The 20,827-nt window shown below is 34.1% G+C and carries 18 protein-coding genes; 13 read left to right on the forward strand and 5 right to left on the reverse strand.

Features of this window, described 5'->3' with window-relative positions; all coding sequences use genetic code 11:
* Positions 1-117 precede the first annotated feature (117 nt).
* The 6 genes from BWZ20_RS11330 to rlmN all read left to right on the forward strand — a co-directional run bounded on the left by BWZ20_RS11330 (position 118) and on the right by rlmN (position 8,034).
* Entirely contained in the window at positions 118-2,013 is a 1,896-nt protein-coding gene (locus BWZ20_RS11330) for a DUF3857 domain-containing protein (RefSeq protein WP_076620101.1), read from the forward strand.
* Positions 2,014-2,053: 40 nt separating this feature from the next.
* Positions 2,054-4,087, forward strand: a complete 2,034-nt coding sequence (locus BWZ20_RS11335) for a DUF3857 domain-containing protein (RefSeq protein ID WP_076620103.1) — start codon at positions 2,054-2,056, stop codon at positions 4,085-4,087.
* On the forward strand, positions 4,087-4,413 hold the full coding sequence (locus tag BWZ20_RS11340) for a nucleotide pyrophosphohydrolase (RefSeq protein ID WP_076620105.1): 327 nt from the start codon (positions 4,087-4,089) through the stop codon (positions 4,411-4,413). Before BWZ20_RS11335 ends, BWZ20_RS11340 begins: the two co-directional genes overlap by 1 nt.
* A gap of 29 nt (positions 4,414-4,442) precedes the next feature.
* On the forward strand, positions 4,443-5,678 hold the full coding sequence (gene aroA, locus BWZ20_RS11345; protein WP_076620107.1) for a 3-phosphoshikimate 1-carboxyvinyltransferase: 1,236 nt from the start codon (positions 4,443-4,445) through the stop codon (positions 5,676-5,678).
* Between the two features lie 156 nt (positions 5,679-5,834).
* On the forward strand, positions 5,835-6,884 hold the full coding sequence (gene queA / locus BWZ20_RS11350; protein ID WP_076620109.1) for a tRNA preQ1(34) S-adenosylmethionine ribosyltransferase-isomerase QueA: 1,050 nt from the start codon (positions 5,835-5,837) through the stop codon (positions 6,882-6,884).
* Between the two features lie 103 nt (positions 6,885-6,987).
* Positions 6,988-8,034, forward strand: a complete 1,047-nt coding sequence (gene rlmN / locus BWZ20_RS11355) for a 23S rRNA (adenine(2503)-C(2))-methyltransferase RlmN (protein ID WP_076620110.1) — start codon at positions 6,988-6,990, stop codon at positions 8,032-8,034.
* Between the two features lie 47 nt (positions 8,035-8,081).
* Here rlmN and BWZ20_RS11360 read toward each other — a convergent pair whose 3' ends face one another.
* Complete coding sequence (locus BWZ20_RS11360; protein WP_076620111.1) at positions 8,082-9,728, reverse strand: T9SS type A sorting domain-containing protein; 1,647 nt, start codon at positions 9,726-9,728, stop codon at positions 8,082-8,084.
* 131 nt (positions 9,729-9,859) lie between these two features.
* Here BWZ20_RS11360 and BWZ20_RS11365 point away from each other — a divergent pair, with 131 nt between their 5' ends.
* Positions 9,860-10,837, forward strand: a complete 978-nt coding sequence (locus BWZ20_RS11365; protein WP_076620112.1) for a polyprenyl synthetase family protein — start codon at positions 9,860-9,862, stop codon at positions 10,835-10,837.
* Between the two features lie 3 nt (positions 10,838-10,840).
* Here the strand turns inward: BWZ20_RS11365 and BWZ20_RS11370 are convergent, their stop codons facing one another.
* Positions 10,841-12,103, reverse strand: coding sequence for an aryl-sulfate sulfotransferase (locus BWZ20_RS11370; protein ID WP_076620113.1), 1,263 nt, complete (start codon positions 12,101-12,103; stop codon positions 10,841-10,843).
* A 204-nt stretch (positions 12,104-12,307) separates the two neighbouring features.
* Between BWZ20_RS11370 and BWZ20_RS11375 the strand changes: the two genes are divergently transcribed.
* The 4 genes from BWZ20_RS11375 (at position 12,308) to dnaG (ending at position 17,042) form a co-directional block, all read left to right on the forward strand.
* Complete coding sequence (locus BWZ20_RS11375) at positions 12,308-12,871, forward strand: RNA polymerase sigma factor (protein ID WP_076620114.1); 564 nt, start codon at positions 12,308-12,310, stop codon at positions 12,869-12,871.
* Positions 12,858-13,634 carry a hypothetical protein gene (locus BWZ20_RS11380; protein ID WP_076620115.1) on the forward strand — a complete coding sequence of 259 codons (777 nt, stop codon included), beginning with the start codon at positions 12,858-12,860 and terminating at the stop codon, positions 13,632-13,634. The genes BWZ20_RS11375 and BWZ20_RS11380 overlap by 14 nt, the downstream gene beginning before the upstream one ends.
* A 48-nt stretch (positions 13,635-13,682) precedes the next feature.
* On the forward strand, positions 13,683-14,780 hold the full coding sequence (locus BWZ20_RS11385) for a hypothetical protein (RefSeq protein ID WP_076620116.1): 1,098 nt from the start codon (positions 13,683-13,685) through the stop codon (positions 14,778-14,780).
* Positions 14,781-15,074: 294 nt separating this feature from the next.
* A complete protein-coding gene (gene dnaG, locus BWZ20_RS11390) occupies positions 15,075-17,042 on the forward strand; it encodes a DNA primase (protein WP_076620117.1) in 1,968 nt (655 codons plus the stop codon).
* On the opposite strand, the gene BWZ20_RS11395 is transcribed toward dnaG, so the two are convergent.
* Together BWZ20_RS11395 and nadE are read right to left on the reverse strand one after the other, a co-directional pair.
* On the reverse strand, positions 17,043-17,675 hold the full coding sequence (locus BWZ20_RS11395; protein ID WP_076620118.1) for a response regulator transcription factor: 633 nt from the start codon (positions 17,673-17,675) through the stop codon (positions 17,043-17,045).
* Positions 17,676-17,815: 140 nt separating this feature from the next.
* A complete protein-coding gene (nadE, locus tag BWZ20_RS11400; RefSeq protein ID WP_076620119.1) occupies positions 17,816-18,604 on the reverse strand; it encodes an NAD(+) synthase in 789 nt (262 codons plus the stop codon).
* Between the two features lie 84 nt (positions 18,605-18,688).
* On the opposite strand from nadE, the gene gldB reads away from it, so the two are divergent.
* Both gldB and gldC read left to right on the forward strand, forming a co-directional pair.
* Positions 18,689-19,651 carry a gliding motility lipoprotein GldB gene (gene gldB / locus BWZ20_RS11405; protein ID WP_076621345.1) on the forward strand — a complete coding sequence of 321 codons (963 nt, stop codon included), beginning with the start codon at positions 18,689-18,691 and terminating at the stop codon, positions 19,649-19,651.
* Positions 19,651-19,986 (forward strand): gliding motility protein GldC, encoded by a 336-nt coding sequence (gene gldC / locus BWZ20_RS11410; RefSeq protein WP_076620120.1) that lies wholly within the window; start codon positions 19,651-19,653, stop codon positions 19,984-19,986. The genes gldB and gldC overlap by 1 nt, the downstream gene beginning before the upstream one ends.
* Positions 19,987-19,996: 10 nt before the next feature.
* Here gldC and BWZ20_RS11415 read toward each other — a convergent pair whose 3' ends face one another.
* On the reverse strand, positions 19,997-20,734 hold the full coding sequence (locus BWZ20_RS11415) for a hypothetical protein (protein WP_076620121.1): 738 nt from the start codon (positions 20,732-20,734) through the stop codon (positions 19,997-19,999).
* Between the last annotated feature and the right edge of the window lie 93 nt (positions 20,735-20,827).

A 20,827-nucleotide genomic window follows, 5' to 3' on the forward strand; every position in this document is an offset into this window, starting at 1 on the left:
TTGTGCTTATAAGTATGTATAACAAAATATCATTGTAAGGAATTTGAGACAAAAATATTTGATATGCATAATTAAATTTTTATATTGAATCGCTAATCAATCTTATAGATATTCTGCATGAAATATGTTTTTGCAGCTATACATGTACTCATTGTTATCGCTTGCTACTCCCAACCCAAAGATTTATATAAATCTAACACTATACCCACAGATCTAAAAACTAAAGCAAACGCCGTAATTCGCTATGAGAATAAAACTGTAGAGGTTATAAATACTAGTGAAATAAAAGTAATTTCTAAACGCATTGTTACCGTTTTAAACAAGTATGGTAATAGGCATGTTGATGCTGTACAGTTTTATGATGATAATACCGAAATTGTAAGTATATCAGCCTCAATATATGATGCATATGGTGACCTAATAAAAAATATTAAAGAGCGAGACTTTAAGGATAACAGTGCGGTAAGCGACTTTTCAATCTACGAAGATGATAGAGTTAAGCATCTAGACTACAATCCTATAGACTATCCTTACAGTGTAGAATATCAGTCAGAAGTTATTTACAGAAATACAGCCTTCTTTCCAGACTGGAGACCTATAAACGACTTCTTTCTAAGTATTGAGCATTCCGAATATAAGATTATAAATACTGGTAATGTAGAGTTAAAGACCAAGCAGGAGAATTTTGAATCATTTCCAATTACAGAAGAAAAACAACATCATTATATATTAAAAAACTTTAATGGTATAGAATACGAGTCTTATACGCCAGCGTTATTCCGTATTACACCAAGATATAAAGTCACTTTGAGATCATTTAATATGATTGGTGTTGAAGGTGTAAATAATAACTGGCAAGAATTTGGAAAATGGATGTATGATAAACTGTTAACAGGTACAGGTGATATACCTCAAAGTACGCTAGATGAGGTAAGAGCCTTAACAAATGGTGTAACAAATAAAATAGAACGTGCAAAACTTGTATACCAGTATATGCAAGATAAGACAAGATATATCAGTATACAGGTTGGTATAGGAGGTTGGAAACCTATGAAAGCCTTAGATGTAGATAATCTTGGATACTCAGACTGTAAAGGTTTAACAAATTACACAAAATCTCTATTAGATGCAGTAGATGTACCTTCGTATTACACCGTAGTATATGGAGGAAAGGATATAAGAAGTATTGATAAAGAGTTTTCATCAATACAAGGTAATCATGTTATTTTGTGCGTACCCAACGAGCAAGAACCTATTTTTTTAGAATGTACAAGCCAGACTAACCCATTTGGTTTTATAGCGGGCTTTACTGATGATAGAGACGTACTACTTGTAAAGCCCAATGGTGGCGAAATAATTCACACGAAAATATACAGTCAGGATGAGAGTGTTCAATTTACTAAAGCAGATATCATTTTAGATGGTAATGGTAATATAGAAGCAGATGTAAGTATAAAAACTACAGGATATCAATATAGTATACACCAAGGCTTAGAGCGCGAAGAACCTAGAGAGCAACAATTATACTATAAAAATTATTGGGATTATATAAATAATCTTAGTGTCTCAGATATTCAATTGGTTAATGATAAAAGTAGTGTGGTCTATAATGAAAATATAAAACTTACTGCCAAAAACTACGCTTCTGTAACTGGTGAGAGGTTAATAGTTCAGCCAAATATTTTTAATCGCCTTAATAGTATACCCGTAAGATATACTAACAGAAAATTAGATTTTACAATAAATCGTGCGTTCAAAGATGTTGATGAGTACATTATAAAATTACCGAGTGGTTACAAAATAGAGGCCATGTCAGAGGGTAGTATAATCGAAAACAAATTTGGTAACTATCAAATTAGTTTAACCGAAATAGAGGGTAATAAAATAAAATATACAAGAGTTTATACTCAATTCAAAGGAACTTATGATAAAGAAGAATACAAAGCGTTTAGAGATTTTAGAAAACAGATAGTAAAAAACGACAAGTCTAAAATTGCTTTAATTAAATTGTAAACCAACATATTACACCAAGCCATATTATCAACTACATTTTATGAAAAAATTACTAACATTATTTCTTGCAGTGCAACTATTTCAATTAAATAGTTACAGCCAAAATTTTGAATTTGGAAAAGTTACTAAGCCCGAATTACAAGAAAAGTATCACCCAACAGATTCATCCGCTAGCGCGGCCATTTTATATAAAAGCGAAAACATTTATTTTAACTACAGCCAAGCGAATGGTTTTAGACAAATCAAAGAGGTAGTAGCAAAGATTAAAATTTATAATAAGGACGGATTAAACTGGGCAAATAAAAAAATTCCATTATATAAAAGTGCCTCAGGAAATATAGAAAAGATAAAAGGGATTAAAGGCTACACTTATAATTTAGAAAACGGAAAAATAGAAAAATCAAAATTAAAAAATAGTGGTATCTTTTCTGAGAACGCCACAGATATGTTCGATATAAGCTCATTTACCCTGCCAAATGTAAAAGAGGGTTCAATTATTGAATATGAGTACTCAATAAGCTCACCGTTTTTACAAATAGATGAGATTAATTTGCAGTATACCATACCTGTAAATAAAATTGATGTTACCGCTGCCACACCGCAATTTTATAGATATAAGACAAGGCTAAATCCAAGAGCATTTTTTAGACCAACATTTACAGAATCAAAAAAAAATAGACAAGTATCCATTTCAAGAAGAGGTGAAAGCACTACCAGAAATACAAGAGTTGGTTCTGGGTCTTCGCTATATAATAATCAGTTTGAGTATTATGATAATGTTATAGCACTAACAGAGGTTAATGTGCCTGCTCTAAAGGCCGAGTCATTTGGTGGAAATATAAACAATTACAAGGCAAAATTAAGTTTAGAGTTAGAGGCAAGCTTAGCAAAAGAAGGATATGTCGAAAAATCATATGCCGTAACTTGGGAAGGTGTCTCAAAAAGTGTATACGAGAGCGAAAACTTTGGAGGACAACTCAATAAATCCCCTTTTTATAAAGAAGAATTAAGCGCCTACTTACAAAATGCCGAAGACGACTTTCATAAAGCTGTAATGGTAGAAAATTTTGTAAAATCAAAGGTAAAATGGAATGGTAATTATGGTATATATGCTCAAAAAGGCATTAGAGGCGCATACAAGGACGGTACAGGGAATGTTGCAGATATAAACCTCATGGTAGTTGCAATGTTAAAGTCCCTAGGTGTAGAAGCAAATCCAGTTTTAATAAGTACTCGTAATAATGGTTTTCCGTTATTTCCAACTCGCCAAGGATTTAACTATGTTATTTGTATGGTAGAGAGCCAGGATGGCTACATGTTAATTGATGCTACAGAGCCATTTAGCACCAACAATATTTTGCCAGAGCGCGTATTAAATTGGCAAGGACGCTTAATAAAAGATGGCGGAGTATCGCGTTGGGTAGATGTAAAAACAGGTAAAACATCTAAGAAAACAATAATGCTAAATGTACAAATAGATAATGATTTACTAATATCTGGTAAAGTGAGAGAAATTAACACAGCAAGTTTAGCACTACAATACAGAAAAAGATATACAGGGTTAAGTGAAGAAGATCACTTAAAGTCTATAGAGTCTGGAAAAGGTGATATTGAAATTGATAACCTTCAATACCAAAATGATACAGACATTAGTCAGCCCGTAAAGATAACTTATACCTACGAACTCTCAGACGGAATAGATGAGATTGGTGATAAACTCTATTTTTCACCTTTACTATTTTTAGCTTCAGATGAAAACCCATTTAAATTAGAAGATAGGATTTACCCAATAGACTTTGTATATCCTGTAAATCAAAATACCATCGTAAACATTTTGTTGCCAGATGGATACGATATTGAGTTTTTGCCAGAAAGTGAAGCGCTTGAGTTTGGCTCAGGCGATGTTAAGTTTGCTTATATCATGCAGGAAAACGGAAAATATTTAAGTTTAAAATTAGATTTTGAAATAAATAACCCGTTCATTGCACCAAAAGATTATAAAAACTTTAAGGCTTTTTATTCAAAAATCATAGATAAAAACAAAGAGCAAATTGTCTTAACAAAAGAAAAATAATGAACATAAAAAACGCACAAATAGAAGTAGATAAATGGATTAAAGAACATGGTGTAAGATATTTTAATGAGCTTACAAATATGGCGCAACTTACAGAAGAAGTTGGTGAAGTAGCGCGTATTATAGCAAGACGTTATGGTGAGCAAAGCGAAAAAGAAAGTGATAAGGATAAAGATTTGGGTGAAGAGTTGGCAGATGTTGTTTTTGTGGTGTTATGTTTAGCCAACCAAACAGGTATAGATCTACAAGCTTCATTCGATAAAAAAATGGATAAAAAAACACAACGCGATCGCAATAGGCACCATAATAATGAAAAATTAAAGTAGTTTTGTTTCTGTTAGAGAAAGAAAATTACATGAATCTTAAAATTCTAAAATCGTCAATTCAAAATCGTCAATCGTCAATAACAATTACCGGATCCAAAAGTGAGTCTAATAGGTTGCTTCTTTTAAAGGCATTATTTCCTCAGTTAGAAATTAATAATATCTCTAATTCTGATGACTCCGTTTTAATGACAAAAGCATTAGCGTCCGATAGGGCACATATTGACATACATCACGCAGGTACTGCTATGCGATTTTTAACAGCATATTTTTCTATACAAGAGGGTAAAGAGGTTATTTTAACAGGCTCATCTAGAATGCAAGAGCGTCCTATAGGTATACTAGTAGAAGCACTGAGACAACTTGGTGCAGATATTTTATATGAAAAAACTGCAGGTTTTCCACCACTAAAAATCAAAGGAAAAAAACTAAAAAATTCAAAAGTATCTTTAAAGGCTAATGTCAGCAGTCAGTACATATCAGCCTTGTTGCTCATTGCCTCAAAATTAGAAAACGGTTTAGAACTTACCCTAGAGGGAAAAATCACCTCGGTACCATACATAAACATGACCTTACAATTATTGAATGAAATAGGTGTAGAAACCACATTTTTAGACAATGTTATAACAGTTAAACCACACAATTCAGATGTAAAAACAAAAATCTTAACAGTAGAGTCAGACTGGTCCTCTGCTTCATATTATTTTAGTATTGCAGCATTGAGCAATGTTGATACTACGTTAAGGTTGTCATCATATAAAAAAGATTCACTGCAAGGGGATTCTATATTATCAGAGTTATATAAAGAGTTTGGTATAGAAACTAGTTTTAAGAATAATTCTGTAACCATAAAAAAAGTTAGGAAAGTTGATGGTAACAAAACCATAGAGATCGATTTGAGAAATGCGCCAGACATAGCTCAGACAATTGCAGTGACTGCATTTGGTTTAGGATTAGAATGCCATTTAACAGGCTTACATACCTTAAAAATAAAAGAAACCGACAGATTAGTAGCCTTAAAAGCAGAGTTAGAAAAGTTTGGTGCAGAAGTAGAAATTACGGATGAATCTTTGTATTTAAAACCCTCTAAAAGTATTAAAAGTGATGTGTCTGTAGAGACTTATAACGACCATAGAATGGCAATGGCATTTGCTCCATTAGGGTTAAAAACAACACTTCAAATTAACAATGCGGAAGTGGTGAGTAAATCGTATCCTCAATTTTGGGATGATCTTAAAACTTTAGGATTTCAGTTGACCCAAGCATAGCTAAATATTTTTTAAGCGCAATAACCTTACAGTAAAAGCATAAAAGCTTAACTGTTATTTAAATCTTAGCTGTTAAGTAAAATAAACGGCTAATTACTTGACAAGGCCTGTTTTGAGATTGTATATTTGCATCTTCAAAAAAATAAACATTCGTACATGAAATTATCAAACTTTAATTTTGACCTTCCAGAAGAATTATTAGCTGAGCATCCTGCAGAACACAGAGACGAATCTAGGTTAATGGTTCTAGACAGAGCTAATCAAACGATCGAACACAAACTTTTTAAAGATATTATCGATTATTTTGATGAAGGTGATGTAATGATAATGAACAACACTAAAGTTTTTCCTGCCAGATTATACGGTAATAAGGAAAAAACAGGTGCGCGTATCGAAGTGTTTTTGTTAAGAGAATTAAATCAAGATCAACGTCTTTGGGATGTATTGGTAGATCCTGCACGCAAAATTAGAATTGGTAACAAACTATACTTTGGTGATGACGAAACTTTAGTAGCTGAGGTTATTGATAATACAACGTCTAGAGGACGTACCTTACGTTTCTTATACGATGGATCTTACAATGATTTTAGAAGAAAATTAACTGAGTTAGGGCAAACACCACTACCAAAGTATATTAAGAGAGACGTAGAGCCAGAAGATGAGGAGCGTTACCAAACCATATACGCAAAAAATGAAGGTGCAGTGGCAGCACCAACAGCTGGTTTACACTTTTCTAAGCACCTATTAAAGCGTTTAGAGATTAAAGGTATAGATATGGCAGAAGTTACATTACATGTTGGTTTAGGAACATTCAATCCAGTAGAGGTAGAAGACCTTTCTAAACACAAAATGGATAGCGAAGAGATTATAATTAGCCAGAAAGCTGCTGATGTAGTAAATAAAGGTATAGAGAATAAAAAGCGCGTTTGTGCTGTTGGTACCACATCTATGCGTACTATAGAAAGTTCCGTGTCATCAAGTGGTAGGTTAAATCCATATGAGGGATGGACAAATAAGTTTATATTTCCACCTTACGATTTTAGCATTGCCAATAGTATGATCACTAATTTTCATACACCAAAATCAACATTATTAATGATGATTTCTGCATTTGCAGGTCATGATTTTGTTAAACACGCCTATGAAGAAGCGGTGAAAGAAAAATACAGATTCTATTCTTATGGTGATGCTATGTTAATCATCTAAAATAAACTTAGAATATTATAAGGCCTCTACTCATACAGCTAAAAAGAGTAGAGGCTTTTTATTTTGGAAAAGAAACACGTACAAATGCCTATTTTTGTAAAATATGGAAGTTAAGAAGAAAGATATAAGAGCATTAACCAAAGAGCAGCTTCGAGATTTTTTTGTAAAACAAGGAGATAAAGCGTTTAGGGGAAATCAAGTTTATGAGTGGCTATGGCAAAAGTCTGCCCATAGTTTTGATGATATGACCAATATATCCTTGCAAACGCGTCAGATGTTAGAAGACAACTTTGTAATAAATCATATTAAGGTAGACCAAATGCAGCGTAGTTCTGATGGAACTATAAAAAATGCCGTACGCTTGCATGACGATTTAATTGTAGAATCTGTGCTAATACCAACACCAACGCGCACAACAGCATGTGTGTCTTCTCAGGTTGGATGTAGTTTGGATTGTAAGTTTTGTGCAACAGCAAGATTAAAACGTATGCGTAATCTTAATCCAGATGAAATTTATGACCAAGTTGTAGCTATTGATAATGAAAGTAGATTATATCATGGCAGACCATTAAGTAATATTGTGTTTATGGGAATGGGAGAGCCACTGATGAACTACAACAATGTGCTAAAAGCCATTGATAAAATCACATCGCCAGAAGGTTTAGGGATGTCACCAAAACGAATTGTAGTGTCCACATCTGGAGTGCCAAAAATGATAAAGAAAATGGCTGATGATGAGGTTAAATTTAAACTGGCAGTATCCTTACATTCAGCTATAGATGAGGTCAGGACTTCAATTATGCCTTTTAACGCTACATTCCCTTTAAAAGATTTGAGAGAAGCTTTAGAATATTGGTATGCTAAAACAAAAAACAGAATTACTTACGAATATGTCGTTTGGAAAGGTATAAACGATAAACGCAAAGATGTAGATGCATTAGTTGAATTTTGCAAGTTTGCACCAAGCAAGGTTAATCTTATAGAATATAATCCTATAGATGATGGTGAGTTTCAACAAGCAGATTCTAAAGCGTTAGATATGTATGTTTCTGTTTTAGAAGCTAATAATATTACAGTAACCGTAAGACGAAGCAGAGGTAAAGATATTGATGCTGCTTGTGGTCAGTTGGCTAATAAAAATAAAGCATAAAAAAAAGCGGCTAGTGCCGCTTTTTTATGAGTATTTAAAATGCTTCTTTAGTTCTTCACAAACTTAATAGTCTTAGAACCTCCATCAGCAAATACTTTTGCTAGGTAAACACCATCATTTAATGATGCAATATCGATGACCTCTCTAGTACTAGATAATGGCTTAGAAATCACATTCTGACCTAAGATTGAATAGATTTCAATATTAGTCATTTCTAAATTAGAAGACTCTAAAGTTAATGTTTCTAAGTCTTTACTATAATTATGAGTAAATGTGTTTTGGTTAAACTCATCAATACTTAGTGATTCTTGAATGTTTGAGTCAAACATTAGAATAAATCCAGATCCACCAGCACCAAATGAACGATAAGCAATGTAATAATCGCCAGAAGTTCCAACAGAAAAAGTGTTTATTTCTTCATAAGCCATTGTTTCTAGTGTTTCAAACTCTCCTTGAGTAACTATGCCAGTATTAGAAAATAATGTAGCTACCTGAGTTGCGCTAGAGTTGGCTGCATCTAAAATAAAAGCTTCTAAACTCGCATTTGGTGTCCCACCAAATACATTAAATCTAGTTGTAACTTCATAGTTAGTACCTGCGGTTAAAGAAATTGCAGGACCTATTAACCAATCGTTTTTCATAGGTGTGGTCGCTCCATCACCATTGGCATTAGTAGCAAATGTTTCAGGCACCATGTCACCATCAAGATCTAAATCTTGTTGTGAAATCCAAGAAAGAGTATCACCGTCAAGATCTTCTGTTGAATAACAACTAACAAATGCATTATTATTATCAAAAACTTCTGTAAGAGGTAGCGCATAAGTGCTACAATCAAAAGCCGTTAAAAACGTAATAGGGCCTACTTGATTACTATCTCCATTACCACCAGTACAATTTGCGGTGATGTAAAATTCGTATTCTGTATCAGGCATTAAACCGGTAAAATCGTAGTTGGTAGCGGCAAGGTCGTTTACCATGGTTCCTGTCCCTACCAAAAAGCCTGTAGTACCCCATTCTATATCAAAAACAGTACCACCGCCATTAGGATCGGTCCATTCTATATCAAAAGTAGTGGTACTAACGCCGTTAGGACCAACAACAAAGCCCGTTGGGTCGATACAGCTAGGGGCGTTAACTTCGATATTATCAACAGCCCATCCCCAAGACCAGTCTCCAACCCATCTAAAACGTACTTGTGCATTTGCAACACCAGCAAGCTCTGTAGAGACGTTTATTTCCTCAAGGCCAAAGGATGAATCGTCTTGGTCAGCACCAGAGTATGTCGCAACCTGCACCCACGTGGTACCATCAAAAACTTCAACAAAGCCTTGTCCACCGTAACCAGCAGTAAAAAAGTGATTGAAAGATAAAATAACATTTGTAGCACCAGAAACATCAAAAGCAGGGCTCTCTAATGCTGTGTTTTCTGCATTCATGTCATTACCTAAGCCATCACTATCAAACAAAGCATAGTTACCAAATAAACCATTGTCGTAATAAAGAGTATTTGGTGGGTTATAACCTACAGCTTCGCCACCAGAGGCAAAACCCCAAGTTCCCCCTAAGGGTGTAATTTCGTTGTTGCTCCACCCGGCAGGTAACACTAAACCTCCTTCAAAATCTTCTGATAAGACTTGTGCAAACATTAGACTAGAAGTAAAGACCAATGCCATTATTAAAGTAATTTTTTTCATAAAGTTTGATTTTAGATTAATTGCCTAAAGTTACAAATATTTGTTTATCAAATATGTTAATTTTAGAATATTCAATTTTTAACGATAAAAACAGGCATTATTTGTAATTTTGCAAAGTTTTATAAGCCTTTATGAAAATAACCGAACAAATTAAACAACCTATAGCCTACGAGATGGAGCTTTTTGAGCAAAAATTTCGGTTATCCATGGCTAGTAAGGTGGCTTTGTTAAACAGAATAACACATTATATTGTTAACAGAAAAGGTAAGCAAATGCGGCCTATGTTTGTGTTTTTGGTAGCAAAAATGCTGAACAATGGTGAAGTTAGTGAGCGTACGTACAGAGGTGCTTCGGTTATAGAATTAATTCATACAGCAACTTTAGTGCATGACGATGTTGTAGATGATAGTAATAGACGGAGAGGCTTCTTCTCAATCAATGCCCTTTGGAAAAATAAAATAGCGGTTTTAATTGGTGATTACCTACTTTCTAAAGGCTTATTGCTTTCTATCGATAATAATGACTTCGATCTTTTAAAAATTATATCTGTAGCGGTACGCGAAATGAGCGAGGGAGAATTATTACAGATAGAAAAAGCCAGACAGCTAGATATTACAGAAGATGTCTATTATGATATTATACGCCAAAAAACAGCAACCTTAATTGCAGCCTGCTGTAGTTTGGGTGCAGCATCGGTAAAACCAAATTCTACCGAGGTAGAAACTATGCGTAAGTTTGGGGAACTTATTGGCATGGCATTTCAAATAAAAGATGATTTATTTGATTATGGAGAAGAAAAAATTGGCAAACCAACAGGAATAGATATAAAGGAGCAGAAGATGACACTACCTTTAATTTATGTACTTAATAATTGTTCAAAGAAGGAAAAATCTTGGTTAATCAACTCTGTTAAAAATCATAATAAAGATAAAAAGCGCGTCAAGGAAGTTATTGCTTTTGTAAAATCTAATGGTGGTTTAGATTATGCCATTTCAAAAATGAAAGACTTTCAACAAGAGGCTTTAAACTTACTGAGCAAATATCCACAATCTCCATATAAAGCTTCACTAGAGCTTATGGTAAATTACGTGATAGAAAGAAAGAAATAAACTTTAGAAAATATCTAGATTCATAACGGCTTCATCATCTGGTAAATAGCCGTAGCATCGCCAAAAGCGTGTGCCTTCCCCATAATATTTCCATACAACATCATTATTAGGTGTTACCTCCCAGAAACCGTAGTCACCTTCAGCTATAAGCGTATTGCCATTTTGTAGACGGACGGCACCAGAGATTCTACCAAAATATAAATCAGGATCTGTAAAACTCCATACAACACTTGGTTCGTTATTAGCATTTGGTGTAAGGGTAAAGTTTTCTGGTAAGTCTAATTCAAAAACTGTAGATTGATCTACACCATTACTGTAAACAAGTATATTACCAGCTCCAGGCTCATTGCCTTCTAATAAGTTAGGGAAATGATTGTTAAAAAACATGCGCTCTCCTTCAGTATTTTTATAGGCAGTCGGATTACCAAATCTATAGATTAAATCGCCACCTTTGTTGTAGTTGCCACCTGAGTTTGTTGCTGCCTCTGCAGTAGTTGTACTATGATCTATAACCCAAACTTCACTGTAGAAATTAACACTTAAATAGATGACATCTTTTTCTTCATCATAATCAATACCATTGGCATGCATTATATCTCCGTTATCTACAACGTCATAGTTAATGTCAATTAGATGAGGATTCGCTGCTACATCACCAAAATTTGGCAGATCGCTAAACTGGTCTTGGATAATATGGTCAAAACTATGCCATTCCCAAACGACTTGGTTTGTACTAGGGTTTACTTCAACTAAAACCTCCGGAAAAATATCGGTTGTGGTTGTATTAACCCCTTGTTGAGCAGCTATTGCACTGTCAATGCGCTCCCAAACAATAAAAAGAACGTTGCCGTTAGGTAACATTTCTACATCGTGGTGAGAAATCATATCTGTAGATGCATAGGGTAATTCCCAATCAGTGCTACCATCAGAATTCAGAATTTTTATTATACCACCAGAACCGCCAAAAGCAATTTCAGGATTATCAACTTTAAATATGCCAACCAATTGACCATTAGGTAAAATTTCAATATCATTACCTAGATTATCCTCAAAGGACCATTCATAAACTCTAAACCCTTCCTTGTTAAGTAGATAAGAGCTAGTGCCGCCATTTTCAATAGCCAATACATAACCATTTTCAATGGCATCACCTCCGTACACTTCAACATTTTCGGATAATACTACAGGTTCGTTAATTTGGTCATCATCGTTTTTGCAGCTAAGGGTAGATACGGTAATAAATAAAATAAAGAAGAAATTTTTCACAGCGCTTTTCTTGTAAAATTAGAGATATAAATTATAGGAACAAAATTTAGACCTTTAAGTTATATATTCTTTGTTGAAAATTTTGGCTATAAATCTCTAAAAAAACAATTAATTAACAATATATTCGATTTTTTTTATTTTCCAGACAACCATTAGCCAGATGTTTGCGTCTATATAAATAGAAGCATAATCGTAACCAACAAGATGAAAGTTGTTCAACTTCATAAAAACGAAACTAAACTCATACAAAGAGCCACGAAAAATAATCGTGAGGCACAACATGTGTTGTATGAGTTGCACGCTCCAAAGATGCTAAGTGTATGTAGATACTACATTAAGGATGTGCATAAAGCCGAAGAAGTAATGTTAAACGGTTTCTTTAAGGTTTTTAAACACATCAAGACATTTAAATTTGAAGGTAGTTTTGAAGGTTGGGTAAGACGTATTATGGTAAGAGAGGCCATATCGTTTTTAAGACAGCAAAAAAACATAGAGTTTGCTTTAGAAGACGATTATTTAGAACAAGACTATACCAATAATATTAAGACTAATATTGAGGTTGCAGAAATTCAACGGTTAATAGATAGTCTACCAGAGGGATACAAAATGGTATTTATAATGTATGCGGTAGAAGGTTATAAGCACCATGAAATCGCAGAACTTTTAAAAATATCAGAAGGAACCTCAAAGTCGCAATTGTTTAAAGCAAGGCAAATGTTGCAAACAAAAATAAAAGAATTAAACAACAGCAGTTATGGCACCAATTAAATTTGAAGAACAACTAAAAGACAAGCTAGAAGAACGCAGCTTGCAACCGTCGACAGAGAGTTGGGCAAAACTGTCTGAACGTCTAGATGCAGAAGAGAAGAAAACTAAATTTCCTTGGTTTTGGTGGATGGGCATTGCAGCAGCAGTACTAATTACATTAACTATCGTTATGCAAACATTAGGTTCTAAAAACACAGAGCAAACCTTGCCACAGGTTGTTGAACAGGATTTGAAAGAAGATACAAACAAAGTTGAAGAATCTGCAACAAAAGACACTAAAGAGATGCAGTTAGTAATAGAAAATAGTGAAGCTCAAACTAGTTCTGAACAAAAAAGTAATAAAAACCAAAAGGAGATTATTAACTACAAATCCGTTGCAAAAAGTCAAACAAAATCACAATTAGCAGTTGATGAAAAAATAGACGAAGTTAATACCAATAATATCATCAATTCTAAAAACGAGCAGAAAGTAATCATAGAAGAAACTTTAATTGATAAAGCTGTGGTTGCTCAAACTTTAAAAGATTTAAATACAGAAAAAACAACGGTTACTGATAGAGAAGTAGATTCACTTCTTAAAGCAGCAAGTAAGGTGCTTTTTAAAGATAAACTACAAAAAGAAGCAAGTAGAACAGTAGATGCAAAATCGTTGTTAGAAGATGTAGAAGACGACATGGGACAATCCTTTAGAACTAAAGTTTACGAAGTGCTAAAAGACGGTTACAAAACTGTTAAAACTGCAGTAGCACAGCGTAACGATTAACATTAAGAATCAATTAAACCAATATAAATCATCAAAAAACGAACAGTTATGAGCACAATTACAAGATTATTAGTATACGCCATTATATCGGTAACATTTGGCACAATACAAGCCCAAGAAAAGGTAAAAGATAGTTTAGAGAAAACTTCAGTAGATTATAAAATTGAAGCTTTGGAAGAACTAAAAGTTAAAATTGAAAAGGAAGAACGGGAGTACTTAAAGGCAGAAATAGAATCCATTAACGAGCGGCAAGACGCTAAACAAATCACTGCAGCTGAAGCCGAAGATTTAAAGAAAGTAGCCGCTGAAAAAAGAGCAGCCAACATAGAAAATAGATTAGCGATTGTAGATAACAAAATTGAACTCTTAAAACGAAACGATTCGGCATACTCTGTAGACGATGATGAGTCTTTTATTTTTAGAATTGGTGGTAGAGGTGAAGACTCTGAAGACGAATTTATTTATTTGGGGAAGAAAAATAGAAAGCATAAGCCCTACAAATTCGATAGACGCACTACAAGCGATATTGTTTTTGCAATCGGGTTTAACAATGCCATTATTGAGGGTCAGGATTTAGACGATTCGCCCTATAAGTTAGGAGGATCAGGATTTATGGAGTTAGGTTACGCCTGGAAAACAAGAATTTTTGACAATACCAACTTTTGGAGATTAAAGTACGGTTTCTCATTTCAGTGGAACAAGTTTGATATTAAAGACAACCAATACTTTGTTAATACCGATGGTGATGTAATCTTACAAGAGTTTCCAGTGGAATTGAATAAGGCAAAGTTTAGAACGACCAATTTGGTATTCCCGGTACATTTAGAATTTGGCCCATCTAAAAAGATTGAAAAAGAGGATTATTTTAGATACTCTACACGCAATAAGTTTAAAGTTGGTCTTGGAGGTTATGCAGGCCTTAACATTGGTAGCATGCAGAAATTAAAGTACAAAGAAGATGGTAACCGTATAAAAAACAAACAACGTGGTGGTTTTGAAGTCAATGAGTTTGTATACGGATTAAGTGGTTATTTGGCTTGGGGAGACACTGCATTATATGTAAAGTATGATCTTAATCCATTATTTAAAGACCAGGCTTTTGACCAAAATAATATATCAGTTGGTCTAAGATTTGATATGGATTAAAGCTAATTTTTCATCAATCAATTTTTGAGTGTTTAAAAGCCTTGATCTAGAAATGGATTAGGGCTTTTTTCTTATTATTTAATTTAATCAAATAACTTTTCAACACAAATTTCTAAAACAAATAGATTATCTTAATTTTACACACTCGTCATTCCTGCGTCTCACACATAGCTGTCAGGCTGAGCCTGTCGAAGCCTTGTCGAAGTGTTTTTGTAGTTTGGCATTTATAATTTAAAAATTAAAAAGATTCCTGCTAAAGTTTATCTTGAGCAGTGTCGAAAGACAGGAAGTTGTATGATCTCACAAAACACCATATCACAAGTTTTTGAAACTGCTCGCGTAGAGGAGGTTATTGGTGATTTCGTACAGTTAAAAAAAGCAGGTAGCAACTTTAAAGGGCTCAGTCCATTTAGCGAAGAGCGCACACCAAGTTTTATGGTCTCTCCAGTAAAACAAATCTGGAAAGATTTCTCAACTGGCAAAGGTGGTAATGCCATTACCTTTTTAATGGAGCACGAGCATTTTACCTATCCAGAAGCCATACGCTACTTAGCTAAAAAGTACAATATAGAGATTGAAGAAACCGAGCGTACAGACGAGGAAAAGGAACAAGCTAATGCCAAAGAAAGTTTATATTTAGTAAGTGAGTACGCCAATGAGTATTTTCAAAAAGTATTACAAAAAACAGACCAAGGGCAAGCCATAGGTAAGAGCTATTTTAAAGAGCGTGGTTTTACAGAAGAAACAATTAAAAAGTTTCAACTTGGTTATTCCTTAGATGAGTGGCAAGCTTTTACAGATGACGCTTTGGGTAAAGGTTACAAATTAGAATTTTTAGAAAAAACGGGTCTTACCATTGTTAAGGACGACAGACGTTTCGATAGATTTAAAGGACGCGTCATGTTTCCTATTCATAGTATGAGCGGGAGAGTGCTTGGTTTTGGTGGTCGTATTTTAACTAACGATAAAAAAGCTGCAAAGTATCTCAACTCACCAGAGAGCGATATTTACCATAAGAGTAACGTGCTTTACGGTTTGTTTTTTGCTAAACAGACCATTGCAAAAGAAGACAATTGTTTCTTGGTAGAAGGTTACACAGACGTTATTCAGTTTTATCAAACTGGGGTAAAAAACGTAGTGTCATCTTCTGGTACCGCATTAACCTCTCAGCAAATACGACTTATTAATAGGCTAACCAATAACATCACAGTACTTTTTGATGGTGATGCGGCTGGCATAAGAGCCTCTATTCGTGGTATAGATTTAATTTTGGAACAAGGTATGAATGTGAAGGTCTGCACCTTTCCAGATGGTGAAGATCCAGATAGTTTTGCAAAGTCTAATACCCTAGAAGAGCTTACCGAATATCTCAATACCAATGCTAAGGATTTTATTCAGTTTAAAGCATCCCTTTTAGTGAAGGAAGCCAATAACGATCCTATAAAAAAAGCTGAAACCATTAGAGATATTGTAAATAGCATTGCTAAAATTCCTGATGCCATTAAGCGCGAAATTTATGTAAGAGAGTGTGCCTCTATAATGGATATTAGCGAAAATGTACTGTTTAGTACATTGGCGCAAATCAATAAAAAAGAGTTTCAGGAGGCCAACAAACAATACAAAAAAGAGCAAAAAGCATTTGATATTGTAAAGAATGAACAGCCAAAGCAACCTAAAATAGATGTTCAGTATGAGTTGGAACGTAAGATTATAGAGATTTTGATGTTGTATGGTGACAGAACAGAACAGTTTGAAGATTTAATCTTAAAGGAAGATGAAGTGTCTGGAGACCTAATCTTAGAGCCAGCCATACATGAAGCACGTGTGTTTGAAAAAATTTACTTAGACCTTCAAGAAGATGAAATGATGTTTTCTAATGAAAAGTTCAGGGAATTATATTATTCTATCATCGACAAACTAAACCAAGACGAAAATTTTTCGACCAAGGATTTTATTAATCAATTAGACCAAGATTCAGCAACCGAAGTTACCAGTATTTTAATGGAAGATGAAAAATATAATCTTCATGATTGGCAACGTAATCAAATTATACCTAAAGAAAAAGAGCATTCCATATCTCAATTGGTAAGCCAGACAATCTTGAGTTTACGCTGTTATCTTATAGACCAAAAGGTAGCAGAGTATAAAAACGAAACTTTAAGAGAAAATGTAGATACAAGATCCTTAATGGAAGATGTTAAAGATTACTTAGGTCTTAAAATGCTTTTATCGCGCAAACTAGGCAAAGTTATAGGCGGATAATTATGATGTTAAATTATGATGTTTTGCTTGGTGAATTAAATCTACAAGATTATTTACATTAAGTTTCTTAAAAAGCCTAGCCTTGTATGTACTAACTGTTTTTTCATTAATATCTAACTCTTCGGCAATTTCCTTGTTTTTTCTCCCAATAGATAAAAGTTTTAAAACTTCGACCTCTCGGGTAGACAGTTTTTTAAACATTCGGCTTCTGCTTTTTCGTGTATCTTCATAACGAAAATGTTTATCCATTTTTTCGCTCAGCCATACTTCGCCGCTATGTATTTTTCTAACGGCAGTTTCAATGGTTTCTACATTGGCAGTTTTATTTAGGTAGCCAGAGGCTCCCGCTTTTAGCGTACTAATAGCATAAATTTCCTCGGGCTGATGGCTAAACATCAATACATTAACCGATTTATTTTCTTTTTTTATGGCTCTTAGGGCAGTAATTCCATTTAGCTCTGGTAAGTCTATTTCTGATATAATAACATCAACTTCATGACGTCTTACAAATTCAAAAATTTCTATACCACTGCTTAGTTTACCAACAACTTTTAAATCTGGTTTGCTGCTTAGAAACAATTCTAGCCCAATTCTTACAATAGGGTGATTGTCAACAATCAAAATACGTATCATGACAATTGATTTTGGTTTGGTTAGGGTTAATAAGTGTAATAACAAATATTACTAAGTCAAGTGTCCTTGTGTGATTTGTTACTCATAAAGATAATTAAAAAATAAGCAGAATGAGTAATTAATTCGATAAACTGCAACAACTACCTTAAATTTTTAGGAATTTCGCAAATAGGAATCGGAATCATTTTATGCTGATTTCTAGTGTTGTAACCCATAAAAATGTCGTAAACTTCTTTTTGTCTTCCTGAGAAATCATTGGCGCCTTTACCTTCATCCTTCATTTTCATAGCCCATTCTAACTCTGGGTACGATGCACCAATTTGGTCCTCGTCGCTTCTGGCATCTCCAAATAAGCCATCACTTGGTGCAGCTTTCATTATAGATTCTGGTACATCTAAATAATCACCTATCTTGTAAACTTCAGATTTAAGTAAATCGGCGATTGGACTTAAATCAACACCTCCATCGCCATACTTTGTGTAAAAGCCAACACCAAAATCTTCAACCTTATTTCCAGTACCTGCTACAAGACGTCCTTGTAAGCCTGCATAATAGTAAAGTGTAGTCATGCGTAATCTAGCTCTAGTATTAGCCAAGGCCATATCTACGGTTGCTTGTTTGCCATTAAGACTTACTTCGGTTTTAAATTCTTCAAACACAGGCGTTAAATCAACACGAGCATCGTTAACATTAGAAAAACGTTCTTTTAATTGGTTAATGTGTTCTTGTGCTCTGGTAACGTGGCTAGCAGCTTGGTGAATAGGCATTTCTATGCATAAGAGGTCTAAACCAGTTTTGGCACATAGTGTTGAGGTTACCGCAGAGTCTATTCCGCCAGAAATACCAACAACAAAACCATTAACATTAGCGTTAGTTGCATAATCTTTCAACCATTTTACAATATGATTTACTATCTTTTCTGTTTGCATAATGTTTACAATTTAAAACAAAGAAATGTACCTTTGCACAACAAAAATAACGGAAACGTGTTAGGATTAAAAATGTTTCGTAGTATGTCATTGAGAATTTTCATTTTATTGATGCTGGGCCTTGTGTTAGTGTCTTGTAATGAGGACTCTAAATTAGAAGAACAAATTTCTAAAGTTAAGGTAGATTTTGTGGTTGAAAGATTTGATAGAGCCTACCATGAAGCAAAGCCTTCAGACCTTGCAAAATTAAAACAAGCTTTCCCATTTTTGTTTTCTAAACATATACCAGATTCTATTTGGGTAGAGCGAATTAATGATACATTACAAGATCAATTATTGAAAGAAGTAAAAAAGGCATATCCAGATTTTGGTGATATAAAAAAACAGATTAAAGGATTGTTTCAGCACTTACAATTTTATGACAAAACCTTTAGTGTGCCAAGAGTGATTACGCTGACAAACGACGTAGATTATAGAAATAAAACTATTGTTACAGATTCCTTGTTGCTCGTTGCTCTTGATAATTTTTTGGGTGAAGATCATGAGTTTTATCAAAATATACCTAGATATTTGGTAAAGAATATGCAGAAGAATCAAATCGTACCAGAAGTCGCAGAAGCATATGCCAAGAAATATACTTTCCAAGCCAATAGAAAACGATTTATAGACGAAATGATTTACCACGGAAAGTTACTCTACTTTAAAGATGTCATGATTCCTTTTAAAACCGATGCAGAAAAGATTGGTTACACAGAACAAGAGCTAAAATGGGCAGAGGCTAATGAGAGTGCAATATGGAGTTACTTTGTTGAAAAAGAATTGCTCTTTAGTACAGATAGCAAATTGGCTAGTCGATTTATCGCAGATGCACCGTATTCTAAATTTTATCTAGAATTAGACAATGCGTCGCCAGGACGATTAGGGCAGTATATTGGTTGGCAAATTGTTAGAGCTTATGCCGATAGTACCGAAGAAAATGTGTTGAGCATTTTAGAAAAAGAACCAGAAGAAATTTTTAACAAAGCAAAATTTAAACCAAAGAAATAATGGCTAAAACCATAACATCTAAAATAGAACTAAACGTAGAACTCGATGAAAACAGAGTACCAGAAAAACTGAATTGGTCTGCTGAAGATGGTGGAGTAAAAAATGAAGAGGCAAAAGCGATTATGTTGTCTGTTTGGGATAGTAAAGCACAAGAGACTTTAAAAATAGATTTGTGGACAAAAGATATGCCTGTTGATGAAATGAAACTGTTTTTTCACCAGACTTTAGTAACAATGAGCGATACGTTTCTACGTGCTACACAAGACGAGAAAATGACAGCAACAATGAAAGATTTCTGCGACTATTTTGCTGAGAAGTTAGAGTTAAAGAAGTAGTCCTTTGTGTTTATCTACCTTCAGATAGGTAGAAAGGATTGGTGTTAAAACAGTCAGCTTCTTTAACAGATGCATAGTCGGGATGTTGCCTTTTAAAGCGCATAAACTTTGACGTATCATAAACCTCCCATATCGTTAACTTATTATGCCTACCAGCTTTAGATTTTAAATCAATAAGATGTTGAGCAATCATTTGGTCAACAACTTCTTTGTCTCCTAAACGCATTTTTTTGCTAGAGCTATGGCCTTTATTAATATGTTTAACTATCCAGTAAAATCGCACCGGCTTTGTAGAATTTGTGTTTAATGACGTTATGCTTTCAGACTCAGAGGCGGTTTTTCCATGGGCTTTATTCTGGTATGTGGACTGATTGTAAATGCTGTTTTGTTCTTGAGACGCAGTATCCATCATTTCTTGGGTTTCCTCAAGGTTGTTATGTCGTAAAAGGGTTATAATTATTAGCTTATCGCTAACTTTTACTTCTGTAACAAATCTACCATTTGGAATATCAGCTAAAGATATTTTTGTGACTAAGTTATCAATTACGTATGCTTTTTGAAAATTGTTGTTAAATATCTCAACCTTTTCAATAGTGCGTTCACCCTTTAAAATTAATGTGTCGCCAGTTTTATCTAAACTATGGTGCAATTCATTAGCTCTGAAATTAATATTTTTCAAAAGTGTAGAGTTTTGACCATTTGCGCATACAGTCAATACCAAGAAGAATAGGGCTAGTAGTCTTGTCATAATAAGTAGGTTTTGCTTTTTTGGGAAACAAATTTTGTCTATCTAAATAGACGTTACAAAGGTAAGTTATAACTTTCAGCTTCAATAATTTTT

The sequence above is a fragment of the Winogradskyella sp. J14-2 genome (assembly GCF_001971725.1).
Lineage (GTDB): Bacteria > Bacteroidota > Bacteroidia > Flavobacteriales > Flavobacteriaceae > Winogradskyella.

Coding starts and splice junctions, on each gene's coding strand:
- gldC (WP_076620120.1), top strand. CDS start 19,651: ATGGCTAAAACCATAACATCTAAAATAGAACTAAACGTAGAACTCGAT.
- BWZ20_RS11360 (WP_076620111.1), bottom strand. CDS start 9,728: ATGAAAAAAATTACTTTAATAATGGCATTGGTCTTTACTTCTAGTCTA.
- BWZ20_RS11335 (WP_076620103.1), top strand. CDS start 2,054: ATGAAAAAATTACTAACATTATTTCTTGCAGTGCAACTATTTCAATTA.
- dnaG (WP_076620117.1), top strand. CDS start 15,075: ATGATCTCACAAAACACCATATCACAAGTTTTTGAAACTGCTCGCGTA.
- queA (WP_076620109.1), top strand. CDS start 5,835: ATGAAATTATCAAACTTTAATTTTGACCTTCCAGAAGAATTATTAGCT.
- BWZ20_RS11340 (WP_076620105.1), top strand. CDS start 4,087: ATGAACATAAAAAACGCACAAATAGAAGTAGATAAATGGATTAAAGAA.
- BWZ20_RS11385 (WP_076620116.1), top strand. CDS start 13,683: ATGAGCACAATTACAAGATTATTAGTATACGCCATTATATCGGTAACA.
- BWZ20_RS11380 (WP_076620115.1), top strand. CDS start 12,858: ATGGCACCAATTAAATTTGAAGAACAACTAAAAGACAAGCTAGAAGAA.
- BWZ20_RS11415 (WP_076620121.1), bottom strand. CDS start 20,734: ATGACAAGACTACTAGCCCTATTCTTCTTGGTATTGACTGTATGCGCA.
- gldB (WP_076621345.1), top strand. CDS start 18,689: ATGTCATTGAGAATTTTCATTTTATTGATGCTGGGCCTTGTGTTAGTG.
- rlmN (WP_076620110.1), top strand. CDS start 6,988: ATGGAAGTTAAGAAGAAAGATATAAGAGCATTAACCAAAGAGCAGCTT.
- BWZ20_RS11365 (WP_076620112.1), top strand. CDS start 9,860: ATGAAAATAACCGAACAAATTAAACAACCTATAGCCTACGAGATGGAG.
- BWZ20_RS11395 (WP_076620118.1), bottom strand. CDS start 17,675: ATGATACGTATTTTGATTGTTGACAATCACCCTATTGTAAGAATTGGG.
- nadE (WP_076620119.1), bottom strand. CDS start 18,604: ATGCAAACAGAAAAGATAGTAAATCATATTGTAAAATGGTTGAAAGAT.
- BWZ20_RS11375 (WP_076620114.1), top strand. CDS start 12,308: ATGAAAGTTGTTCAACTTCATAAAAACGAAACTAAACTCATACAAAGA.
- BWZ20_RS11330 (WP_076620101.1), top strand. CDS start 118: ATGAAATATGTTTTTGCAGCTATACATGTACTCATTGTTATCGCTTGC.
- aroA (WP_076620107.1), top strand. CDS start 4,443: ATGAATCTTAAAATTCTAAAATCGTCAATTCAAAATCGTCAATCGTCA.